At 64.3% G+C, this 12,377-nt stretch carries 6 protein-coding genes; 2 read left to right on the top strand and 4 right to left on the bottom strand.

Annotation, left to right across the window (positions count from 1 at the left end; translation table 11 throughout):
- The first annotated feature begins 77 nt into the window (after positions 1–77).
- Positions 78–863: a DUF4191 family protein gene (locus BMIN_RS05760; protein WP_022860532.1), complete on the top strand. Its 786-nt coding sequence runs from the start codon at positions 78–80 to the stop codon at positions 861–863.
- Positions 864–959: 96 nt separating this feature from the next.
- On the top strand, positions 960–2,396 hold the full coding sequence (gene glnA / locus BMIN_RS05755; RefSeq protein ID WP_022860531.1) for a type I glutamate--ammonia ligase: 1,437 nt from the start codon (positions 960–962) through the stop codon (positions 2,394–2,396).
- 154 nt (positions 2,397–2,550) lie between these two features.
- Here the strand turns inward: glnA and BMIN_RS08990 are convergent, their stop codons facing one another.
- From BMIN_RS08990 to BMIN_RS05725, 4 genes are all read right to left on the bottom strand, one after another.
- Entirely contained in the window at positions 2,551–4,473 is a 1,923-nt protein-coding gene (locus tag BMIN_RS08990) for an ATP-binding cassette domain-containing protein (protein WP_081647945.1), read from the bottom strand.
- 405 nt (positions 4,474–4,878) lie between these two features.
- Positions 4,879–6,006: a P-loop NTPase gene (locus BMIN_RS05735; protein ID WP_022860528.1), complete on the bottom strand. Its 1,128-nt coding sequence runs from the start codon at positions 6,004–6,006 to the stop codon at positions 4,879–4,881.
- Positions 6,007–6,100: 94 nt separating this feature from the next.
- On the bottom strand, positions 6,101–8,758 hold the full coding sequence (ligA, locus tag BMIN_RS05730; protein WP_026647298.1) for an NAD-dependent DNA ligase LigA: 2,658 nt from the start codon (positions 8,756–8,758) through the stop codon (positions 6,101–6,103).
- Positions 8,759–8,886: 128 nt separating this feature from the next.
- Positions 8,887–12,336 carry a tetratricopeptide repeat protein gene (locus tag BMIN_RS05725; protein ID WP_022860526.1) on the bottom strand — a complete coding sequence of 1,150 codons (3,450 nt, stop codon included), beginning with the start codon at positions 12,334–12,336 and terminating at the stop codon, positions 8,887–8,889.
- Between the last annotated feature and the right edge of the window lie 41 nt (positions 12,337–12,377).

Here is a 12,377-nt window from a genome sequence, read left to right as displayed (position 1 = left end):
TGTCCCCGACTGGTAAAGTAGCGCAGTGTTCGTAGAAGGCCCGCGAGGGTGAGACGTTCGCCAAGGTGAGGAGATTCATGGCAGCGACCAAGGACCGTCCCGGCAAGAAACCGGGAATGGTTAAGCAGCTCATACAGATTTACCGATACACGTATGCCGGCGACAAAACCATGCCCTGGCTCGTGTGGACCGCTTTCGTCGCCCCGGTCGTGGCCGCCGTCGTCATCGGCCTCATATTCCGCTGGTCCGTCATCACCTGGATATTCGTGGTCATCACCGCGGTGATGCTCGGCATGCTGCTCTTCACCATGGTTCTCACCAACAGGGCGGATCGAGTGGGCTACGCCCAGCTCGAAGGCAAGCCTGGTGCCGCGATCGGCATCCTCGGCAACATCAGCAAGGCGGGATTCTCCTTCCCGCAGGAACCCGTCTGGATCGACCCCCGGACGAAGGACGCGATATGGCGGGGCACCGGATACAACGGCGTGTACCTGCTCGGCGAGGGGAACGGCGATCGCCTCATCAAGGCCATGGACCGTCAGGAGCGGGCCATCCATGGCGTGACCGCAGGATCCTCGATTCCGGTCTACCGGATCATCGTGGGCACCGGGCCGCACGACGTCAAGCTCAAGGACCTGCGGCGCACGGTTCTGCGGTGCAAAAGCTACGAACCGTCCGGCCACACGAACGGGCTGCTTGCACGGATCCACCCGCGGAGGCGCTTCATCCTCACCAAACCGGAGCTGGCCACGCTGAACGACCGTCTCAGGACGCTGCAGCTGGCCAAGGGATACGGCGTCCCCAAGGGCATCGACCCGCTGCACCCTCCGCGAATGAGCCGCCGATCCATGCGTGGGCGCTGACACGAACGAAACATGCTCGTAACCCAGCAGGGCGAGTCAGTGCGGACCACCCTTTTAGACTGGTGAGGCGTAGGTTCTTATGAAAGGAGCGGTCCATTGACTGCACTCGAAACCAAGGCGGATGCCGAGGCTCTGATCAATCAGGAGGGCGTGGAGTACGTCTCCGTGCGCTTCACGGATCTGATCGGCGTCCAGCAGCACTTCACTGTGCCCGCAAGCGAATTCCTCAAGGACGCCTTCGATGAGGGAATGCCGTTCGACGGTTCCTCCGTCCAAGGATTCCAGGCCATCAACGAGTCCGATATGAAGCTCGTGCCTGATGTGTCGACGGCGTTCATCGATCCGTTCCGCAAGCACAAGACTCTTGACGTCGCGTTCTCGATCGTCGATCCCATCACCGACGAACCCTATTCGCGCGACCCCCGTCAGGTGGCGGGCAAGGCCGAGGCGTATCTCAAGTCGACGGGGATCGCGGACACCGCGTCCTTTGCTCCCGAGGCCGAGTTCTTCATCTTCGACAAGGTCCGCTACGAGAACAGCATGCGCAGGTCCTTCTACGAGGTCGACTCGATCGAGGCCCCATGGAACTCCGGCGTGGACACCGAGGAAGACGGCACGCCCAACATCGGCTTCAAGAACCGCGTCAAGCGAGGATACTTCCCCGTTCCGCCCATCGACCACAACCAGGATCTCCGCGACGACATGGTCGCGAATCTCCAGAAGGTCGGCCTCGTCCTCGAGCGCTCCCACCATGAGGTCGCCGGAGCGGGCCAGCAGGAGATCAACTACCGCTTCAACACCCTGCAGCATGCCGGCGACGATCTGATGAAGTACAAGTACATCGTCCACGAGACGGCGGCTCTGGCGGGCAAGGCCGTCACCTTCATGCCCAAGCCCATCGCGGGCGACAACGGCACCGGAATGCACTGCCACCAGTCGCTGTGGCGTGACGGCAAGCCCCTGTTCTACGACGAGAAGGGTTACGGCGGTCTGTCGGACATCGCCCGGTGGTACGTCGGCGGCCTCATCAAGCATGCGTCCTCCGTGCTGGCCTTCACGAACCCTTCGCTGAACTCCTACCACCGTCTGGTTCCCGGCTTCGAGGCGCCCGTCAACTTGGTCTACTCGGCCCGCAACCGCTCGGCGGCCATCCGTATCCCGCTCGCCGGGACAAGCCCCGCCGCCAAGCGCATCGAGTTCCGCGCCCCCGACCCGTCCTCCAACCCCTTCCTGGCCTTCTCCGCGCAGCTGATGGCCGGTCTGGACGGAATACTCAACCACATCGAGCCACCGGCTCCCGTGGACAAGGATCTGTATGAGCTTCCTCCCGAGGAGCATGCGGGAATCAAGCAGGTTCCCGGATCCCTCTCCGAGGCCCTGAACGCGCTCGAGGAGGATCACGACTTCCTGTCGGCCGGTGACGTGTTCACCGAGGATCTCATCGAGACGTGGCTCGACCTCAAGCGCGGCGAGGTGGATCAGGCGCGTCTGGCTCCGACCCCCTTGGAGTACGAGCTGTACTTCAACATCTGAAGTCTCGCGGATTGATCTGAGCATCGGACGATTCCGAACGATAGCGTCCGCACCGAGAATAAGCTCGGTGCGGACGCTATCGTATTCGCGACGAGTCTCGTCTTTCCGCGTCGGCTCGCCTTTCCATGCCGGACGACCATGGGCATGGACACTGCTATGGACGGTCGATGGTCCATCGGATATCCGTCGCGGCGTCAAGAAACCACCCCTCATGACTGACCAGGATGACGGCTCCGGTGAAATCACGCAAGGCCGCGGCCAGCGCTTTTTTCGATCCCAGATCAAGATGATTGGTCGGTTCGTCCATAACGATGAGCTGCGGCTCGTCGACGATGCCCAGACATAGCAGCAGCTTGCGCAGCTCACCGGGAGACGGTTCCCCATTCCCCTGACCATCCAGCAACCGATCCGGATCCGAGTTGAGCTGGGCATAGGCGTTCATCACGCGCGAGCGCGATTCGGGACGCAGCCCACGCAATCGGGCCAGCGTCCGCCCACCCGAATCGGGCGGCAGCGTCTGGTCGATGACGAGCTTCGGAACGTCCGCGGCCGACTGCAGCAGACGGTTGATCAGCGTCGTCTTTCCCAGTCCGTTCGGCCCGCTGACGCCGATGTGGTCATGCGGCCCGACGCTCAGCATCGGAGTCCGCAGCCCGATGGGGTGACGCCCATCGGCCCCATTGACTCCATCGCCATTAACTCCACCGGGTGGCGTCGTCGCGTCACCACCACGGCCGTCTCCCGCACCACCTTGGCCATCTCCCGGTTGACCGTCATGTCGCCTTTCCTCGCTCCGCTGTCCGTCGATGATCAACCGCGCGTACTCGCCGCAATCATCCGGCCGATCATCGCCTGTGCCTGTGTCTGTGCCTGTGTCTGTGCGTGTGTCTGTGCGTGTGTCTGTGCCTGTATCTGTATCTGTATCTGTATCTGTACCTGTGTCCGTACTTGTGTCCGTGCCCGTCGTGGCGTTGACTGCGGCGGCACCCGCGGCGGAGAGCGCCCGAGCGTCGGGATTCGCATCGCCCGTTCCGGCATGATCCTCTCCGAACATGATGGTTCCCGGCTCCAGACGCATGAGCTCGCCGTGTCCGCTGACGGAATTGAGAAACCAGATATCGCCGTCATAGCGCTGAGCAGCCGTACTCATCGTCTCGACCCGCCGACGCGCACGATTCAGCCGGCCTTCCATGCCGGCGTACGACCGCGTACTGTGGCCGTCCACGCTTGTCGCCTTGGCCCCCTTGCGCCTGTCCAACGCATCATGGTCGTGGGGGTCGATACGGAATCCCGCCTTCCGCTTGATCGCCTCCGCATGCTGCACGGCCCGGAAACGCTGGTCGCGCGCCGCGCTCAGCCGCATGCGATCGGCCCTGGCCCGCTCCATCTCACGGTCGTCATGGCTGTCCGCATTCCTGATCCGCTCGGCGCTGTACGTGTAGTTGCCGGGATACGTCTCTGCCACCGTGACGTTCACTCCACCGATATGACGTCTGCGAAGCCACAGACACTGCCCGCATACGGCGTCGATCAGTCCGGGATCGTGACTGACGATGACGCCGATGCCGCGATATCCGCGCAGCGCCGTCACAATGGCATGGCGCGTCGGCTCGTCGACATGGTTGGTTGGCTCGTCGAGGACCAGAAGATCAGGACGACCGCTCAACGCGCAGGCTATCTGCAGCCGCTTCGCCTCTCCTCCGGACAGCGTGCCATACCGGTATGGCCAGTCGTCGCCGATGCCCAGCAGGCGTCTGATGCTGAGGGTCTCGGGCGACCAATCGTCGCAGAAGGCGTCGATGCCGAGCGGCGGCATGTCGATGCGCTGCTCGCAATAGTACGACACCACATCGGCCGGGTCTGGCGCGACCGATCCCGCACTCGGATGCAGATCGCCCGTGACGACGCGCATCAGCGTGGTTTTGCCGATGCCGTTGTCCCCAAGTACGGCGGTCCAGCCTTTCGACAGCGTGAACGTGATGTCCGAGAACAAAGGCGCGGCGGACTGGGGATAACTGAACGACAGCGACGAACATTGGATGGTCGATCGTTGAAAGGGTTGAAAAGGTTGAGACATTGAACACTCCGATTACGACAATGGCTCATGGCCGGCAACGGCGCATGGCAAACGGACGAAATCCACGGTCCGGAATCGGAAAAGAGGCGTTCAACGCGGCACGGGCGTGACCATCCATATGGTTCTCTGCGCGTCATACGGTTCGCGGCGGAAGACATGCAGCATTCCCGATTCCGTCCATTGACGATGAACGCATGATGATCGCGAGGGGGAACCGTTCGACGGGGAACCGCCGCGGATGCGCGGACAGTGCGCGACGATACGGTCATATGGCATTCCCGCGCATGGCATCTCCGCCGCGCATCGCGTCATCATGCATTCGTCGTCTATCGGCTGCGCAAGGCTCCGTCCCCTTTGTTCGCCACGGCACCCTCTGGCATATCGAGGATGATTGCGGGCACCATGCTAGCACCCCATAAGCCGACGGGCGAGCGACGCGAATTCCGAGGCGAGCGGCGTGTCGGCGAGCGCACCGGACTGATCGAGCACCACGGGCCGCCCTGATTCGCCAATCTCGCGGATGTCGGTTTCCAGAGGCAACTGGGCCAGCAGCGGCACGTCGACGCCCAACGCCGTGGTGAGCTGCTCACTGACCCGTCTGCCGCCTCCCTCGCCGAAGATACGCAGCCGCTCGCCGCGATGCTCGAACCAGCTCATGTTCTCGACCACGCCGCATACCCTCATAGGGACCTGAAGAGCCACAAGCCCGGCCCGCACCGCGACCTGCGAAGCGCCGATCTGCGGGGTCGTGACGATGACGAGCTCGGCGTTGGGAAGCGCCTGCGCCACCGATATCGCCATATCCCCCGTGCCGGGGGCCATATCCAGAAGAAGGACGTCGGGCTCCCCCCACCACACGTCGGAGAGGAACTGGTCAAGGGAACGCTGGAGCCGAGGGCCCCTCCACAGAATCGCCCTTTCGGATCCCGCGAACATCCCTATCGATATGAGTTTGACGCCCCAGGCGACCACCGGCATCAGCATGCCGTCGACGTTCGTGGGCTGCTGGTGCACGCCGAAAAGCGTAGGCTGCGAGAAGCCGTATATGTCGGCGTCGATAACCGCCGTGTTGTAGCCCAGCGCGGCTAAGGTGGCCGCGAGATTGGCGGTCACCGAGGACTTTCCCACCCCTCCCTTGCCGGACGCGATGGCGAAGATCCGGGTCCGGGACGTGTCCTTCGTGAAGGGGTTGCGACGGCGCTCCGCCTTCAGCGATGCCACGAGATCGGCTAGCTTGTCCGCGCTCATCGTGGACACCTCGATATGGGGCGTCAGATGGGCGCCCGGATAGGACGCCACGGCACCGGTGATCTGATCGGTGATGGTCCTTGACAATGGGCATCCGGCGATGGTGAGCTCCACGTGGACCGTCAGATCGACCTCATCCGGATGATCCTTCGAAGGACGCGCCTTCACTCCGGTGATCATGCCCAGATCCGTGACCGACCGTCCAAGTTCCGGATCGATGACCCTGGCGAGCCTGTCGAGGACATCCCCCTCGATCGCCCGGGTCCTTTCATCTGCATCCGTCATCCGTCCCCGCCTCCTTGTGCGTACCCGATCACACTATCGTGCGGGCACGCGGCATGCCAGAGTCCATGACGACAAAATCCATGACGACAAAATCTCAACGGTCGATGGATCCCGTCTCGAGCAGCGCGCGGAACTGTCCCTCGTCGATCGTCCGAACGCCAAGTTCCTCGGCCTTGGTGGCCTTCGAGCCGGGGTTCGCCCCGACGACGACGTAGTCCGTACGCGAGCTAACCGACCCCGAGGCCTTTCCCCCATGGTCGACGATGGCCTCCTTGGCGGAATCCCTGCTGAATCCCTCCAGCGAACCCGTCACGACGATGGTCAATCCCGCCAGCGTCTGGGCGACGTCCGGCCTGTCGACGACGGATCCCACACCCGCCGCCGTCCAGGCCCTCAGAATCCGTCCACGCCAGTCATCCGGATCGCGGGCGGCCTCGAACCATTCCACGATGGATCGGGCGATCTCGGGACCGACGCCATCGATCTGCGACAGCTCATCGACGGTGGCGGATTCGAGATCCTCGATGGCGGTGAACCTCGAGGCCACGAGACGCGCGGTCGGCGGACCCAGATGGCGGATCGACAACGCCACGAGAACCCTCCACAGATCGGCGTGACGAGCCTTGTCTATCTCGTCGAGCATGGCCTTGGTGTTCTCCGCGGGTCTGATGATCAATGGCTGGTCGATAACCGTCCCATCCCTACGGACGTGCCGGATATGGCCGACGACCACGGCATCCTCGGGGATCACGAATCGGGCGTCCCCGTCCTCTCCGATGTTTCCGGTGTTTCCGGCGTCTCCGGCATCCTTGGGGGCTTTGGCGGCTTTGGCGGGAGTCGTCCAGAACGCCGGGACCTGCCGCCACAGACCGGATCCACCCCGCCGACGCGTCTTCTTGTGCCGCCGGCCGTCGTCACCGAGACGATGGTCGACCTCGATGATGGGAATCTCCCTCCAGACGCGGACGTCACGCAGCGCCTCGGCATTCAGCGTGAAGATGCCCGCCTCGCCGTCAAGGACGGGACGCTGCGGGGCGGGAAGCTCCAGTCCCTCCGCGGGCCGGTACGGTTCCGGCTCCTCTCCGGGCGCGACGACGATCTCATGAAGATCCGGGGCATAGGATGCAACGGAATCGGGCCGGTCAAGCTCGGGATTGGTCAGCGCTATCGCGCTCTGCTCGCCCAGATGCTCGATGTCGAAGGCCTTCCGGGCCGCAAGGCTGATCACGCGTTCCGTAAGCTGCGCGGGGCAGGATTCGACGTTCGGACAGCGGATGTCCTTGTCCCCCTCCTTGGCCGGCGCCAGGGGCGTCCCGCACGACGGACACCGTGCAGGCATCACGAACTCGCGCAGGGAATCCTCCCGGCCCCGGCGCTGCGCAAGGACGGGACCGACGAGCTCGGGGATGACGTCGCCCGCCTTGCGGACCACGACGACGTCGCCGATAAGCACGTTCTTGCGCCTGACCTCGTATCCGTTGTGAAGCGTCGTGCGGGAGACGGTCGATCCCGCCACATACACGGGCCTGAGGATCGCCACGGGAGTTATCCGGCCCGTACGGCCCACCTGGACGCGGATGTCGAGAAGCTCGGTGTTGACCTCCTCCGGCGGATACTTATAGGCGATCGCCCATCGTGGCGCGCGTGACGTGGTGCCCAGCCTACGCTGAAGGGCCAGATCGTCCACCTTGACGACGATGCCATCCAGGGCGTGCTCGATGTCGCCGCGGTGCTCGCCGTAATAGTCGATCATCGCCACGATCTGATCGAACGAGGTGACCCGCCTGTTGTGCGGGGAGACGGGTATCCCCCATGTCGTGTACAGGTCGTAGGCCTGCGACTGGTCCTTGATCGGGTCATGCGCGGATTCCGAAAGGGAGCGGCGCCATGTCAGCCGTCCGATCCCATGGGCATAGAAGCTGAGCCTTCGCGTTGCGGTGATGCGGGGGTCCTTCTGACGGAGGGATCCCGCCGCGGCATTGCGAGGATTCGCGAAGGGGGCCCGCCCCGCGTCCTCGTTCGAATCGTTCAGGGCGCGGAAATCATCCCATCGCATGAACACCTCGCCGCGGATCTCGACGAATTCGGGAACGCCGTCAGGGGGGCCCGACAGCGTCTTCGGGATGGTGGCTATGGTGCGCACGTTGGGTGTGATGTCCTCGCCGGTGACGCCATCGCCACGGGTCAGACCCTGCTCGAGAACGCCGTCACGATACAGCAGGTTCAGAGCCAGCCCATCGATTTTCACCTCACAGGTCATGGGCAGGGGTTCGTCCGCGTTCCACTCCAGATCTCGGATCACGCCATCGTACCAATCCCGCAGCTCGCCGATCGAGAAGACGTCATCGAGGCTCAGCATGCGCGACGGATGCGTTACCGAGGCGAAATCCGTGGAGGCACGACCACCCACCCGTCGTGTGGGCGACTGGTCCGAGTCCAGCACGGGAAATGCGCGTTCAAGACGCTGGAGGCATCTCATGCGGGCGTCATAGGCGGCGTCCGACGACACCGGCGAGTCCCGGTCATAGTAGGCAACCTGATCGGACTCCACCCACGCCGCCACCTTCGTCCACAGACGCTGGGCGATCTCAGTCGACAGCGCGGCCACGTCAAGTTCGTCCAGAGCCATCGCGTCGGCGTCGGAATCCGTCAGCGAGGCGATATCCTCGGCGGAAAACAGCCGCGCCCCGTCGAGGCGTACTGCGTCCGGGGCATCATCCGCAGCCGGTGCCATCCCCCTTGTCATTGCCATGTCCCCTCCTTCGCCATCACCAATCGAGCCTCTCCTCCTTCGTCCTTCGCCGTCACGCGTTCTTCGTCGTCCCTCGTTCTTCGTTGTCGTCCTCGTCCTTCGCTGTCCGTCATCGCGGCTCTCATCCCTCACGCGTTAAGGGAACGGAGGAACTGCATCTGGACGAGGTCGAGCCCCTCCACGTCGGCGTCCGTCATGCGCGCGGCCGCAAGCGAGAGGGTGCGGGCCGGAACGAACAGTCCCTCGTCCACGCACACGCGCGCCGCGTCCCTGACGATCTGGGACACCTCCGTGTGAGGCCACAGGGGGATGCCGTTGTCCCTGAGGATCGCCCGGGCCGAGTCGACGTCGGCGGGGACTCCCATATGCTGTGACTTCATGCGAACGGCAAGCTCGTGGAGCTCACCATCAAGGGCCGCGATGTGCCCGGGCGCGATGGAGGCGCTCACGATATAGGAGGCGGCCGCGAGATCGAACTCGTCACGCATCCATGCCGCGTAGGCGAAGCGATAGTAGGCGAAAGCGGCGTCGTCACGATCAAGCGACACGCGCAGGGCGTTGAGGCAGGCGGCGCGCGCCGAATCCCAATCCTCATCACGCGCCAGCTGGATCGCCAGCTTCATGTGCGTCAGGGCATAGGCCGGCGCATAGGCCACCAGCGCGTTGAGATGCGCGAGTGCCGCCTGGGAGCCTCCCATCTGGGCCAGGACGTCCGCGAGTTCGATATGGGCGTAGAAGAGATTGTCGGGGACCAGAACCGTTTTCTCTTCCGGCGTGGCGAACAGCCTGTTGTAGACGACGCGCTCGGCATAGGAGTTGAAGTACCGGGGCACCCCCGGAGCGGACGCGAAGATCGAATCCACCCGTGCAACGGCCTTCTCCAGATGGTCGACGGCCTCGCCGGCCTGCCCCGAGAAAAGAAGGTCGCGAGCCTTGACCCGATCCGCATCCAGCGCGGTGGATATCTCGAACACGGGGTCGGGAGTGTCCTGCCCGTCGATGATCGCCCCGCCGATCTGCGACGAGATATCACGCAGCTCGGGATCACCCACCGCGTCGATCACGCGTATGGCCTTCTGGGCGCGGGTGACGCTGTCGACCTCGTTGCGCGCGGCGAGGCGATGGAATTCCGCCACCGCCCGCTGCAGCAGATCAACACGTTGGATGGAGAGACCGGTGACGTCATCGATGCCCAGAACCGTCCTCGCGACATCCGACGGTCTCATTTCGGAGAACTCCGGCTCCTCCTGCGAACCCGTGGGAGCGAAGCGCGCGTCACGCAGGTCGAATCCCGCGTCGACGGGACGAAGCCCCCCGTGCTCATCGACGTCCATCGACGCCTCGAAGCAGCGGTACAGTCTCCGTGGATCGGTCAGGCCGTAGGCGCCGAGCATCCGCACGAAACGATCACGGGTGAAGGTCACGGTGACGACGTTGCGCACGGTGGGGTTGCTCCGCAAGGCGGCCAGCGGATCCGTCGTGACGCCGGAATCGTCGTCCTCCCCGTCATCCGCCGTGGATGGCTGCGGGCCATCGGCGGAGGCATCACCGGACTCCCCCTGTCCGTCGTCCTCGCCGACGCCGTTGTCCGTGGGAACGCTGAAGGCGACCTCGTCGATCTGCGCGTCCCGGACGAGCTCCTCGAAACGATGGTCCATGGATTCATGGTCATGGTCATGGTCATGTCCGTGATCGTGATCGTGATCGTGATCGTGTCCATCATCATGATCGTGATCGTGTCCATCATCATGATCGGAATGGCGAATGGCCTCCCCCACCTGGGCGGACACCACGGAATCCCCATGGAGGTCGCCGTCCTTGGGATCCGCCTTGGACCCACGGAATCCGTTGTCCGTCGTGCGGATGCTTTCGAAGGCGTTCAGCGCCTGGCTCATCAGGCGTTCGATGGCGCAGTCCTGCTCGGCGACGGCCTCCTCCAGTCCCAGGGAGTCGATGTGCAGGGACACCGTGGACACACCCGCGTCGGCCCCGAATCCGATCGCCGCCATGATCAGCCCGATGCGGAGGTTGTAGTCCGCGCTCATGGCCGACCTTTGGTCCTCGTCGAAATGGATCCAGCGACCGGACGACTCGTCGTATCGGCGGGTCGGCATCATCGAGACGCCCGCCGTGGTGAAGCCCAGCGCGACGTTGCCCTCATCGATATTGGCACGGAACTCGACGTCGAACCGGTAGGGAAGACGCAGACTCCTCAGCAGCCTGGACATCGTCTGGCGGTACACCCACTCCGATGGCCGTGGTCTCCGGCCCGCGCCCGCATACGGCGAGGGATTCTCCTCGGCCATCGTCCGCGCGGTCCGCGCCGCGATGTCCATCAACCGCACGACCGCCGCCACGCCATCGTCATGGAGGGGATCGACGACGGCGTCATCCTGCGTGCGCAGCGCCATCAGCGCAGGATCCGCGAGAAGCGCGGCGTCCATCTGCGCCGCCTGCTCATGCGTCACCGTGTCCTCGGACAACCCCGTGCCCTGCCTCATGCCACGCTCCAGACAGGAGCTCACCGCCGCGAAGCGGTTGAGGTTGCCCTCGATCCGCAACGACCGCAGTATCGCGGGGAAGGGAAGGGAAGAGTTCCACCCGAGGATGTAGCTTCCCGAATAGCTTGACGCGAACAGGTGAAGCGGCTCGGCCCCATGAACGGCCTCCAGCGCGGGAATGGGCTCCAACGCCCCCGCCTGATCCATGAGGTCGACGAAGTACTCCTCCAATCCGGACACCCTCAGACCGCGCGACCGGGCCATGCGGGCGTCGGCGACGCTTCCGCGGATGGCTCCTATGGGCGCCTCCCGGTTGAGTCTTCTGAAGATGTTCCCCGAACCAAAGCCCCATAGCGCGCCCTCGGATCGGGGAAGGAAGTACGACGCGATGAACCCCAGCGTCACCGCGTCGCGGAAGCGCAGCGAGACGCGGAGTTCTTCGGGAAGCGTTTCGCGCAGCTGCTCCAGCGAGTAGAGCCCTCCGACACGGGTCCATGACGCCAGCCACATCGTTTCCCCCGTCGAATCACGCCCGACCATGCTGCCCTGAACGTCCGGCACCGGCCGCGACGCGCCACGGAGGCGCCGGGCATCCGGCGTCACGCCATGACCGCCGTTCGGGATGTCGGACTCCTTCGTGAAAAGGAAATCGGGCTCTCGGCCCCACGTGTCCATCTCCGGATCGGACCCCAGAAAGACCCGGCCATGCCCGTCGGCGAAAGCGATCTGGGCGAAGCGTCCCCGTTCCGGGAACACGCCGATCGAGAATCCACGCGACGCCGGACGCGGAATCTGCACCCATCCCAGGGCCAACCCCTGCGGGCGCAGGCGCATCCCCTCGTATACGCGGCGTTTCACCCACAACGGCAGCGGCTTCGCCCACCGGGCGGGACCTTCCGCCGTCCCGGACTCCTCCGGCCCCCGATCCGATGAGGGTCGATCGGACGCCGACGGATCCGGGTCATCACCGGAGGCGTCCACGAGGCCATCGGGCGGCGTCAGCAGCAGCCTGAGCGACCGGCCGATATGACGCACGGAATCAACGAACGCATCGGCGAACCTGGTCAATCTCGGCATGGCAATCATCCTTCCAAGGCTCTGAGACATAACGCTTATAG

The sequence above is a fragment of the Bifidobacterium minimum genome, from assembly GCF_000741645.1.
GTDB lineage: Bacteria > Actinomycetota > Actinomycetes > Actinomycetales > Bifidobacteriaceae > Bifidobacterium > Bifidobacterium minimum.
The sequence above is the reverse complement of the archived record's forward strand: the minus strand, read 5'-3'. Positions and strand labels throughout refer to the sequence as shown.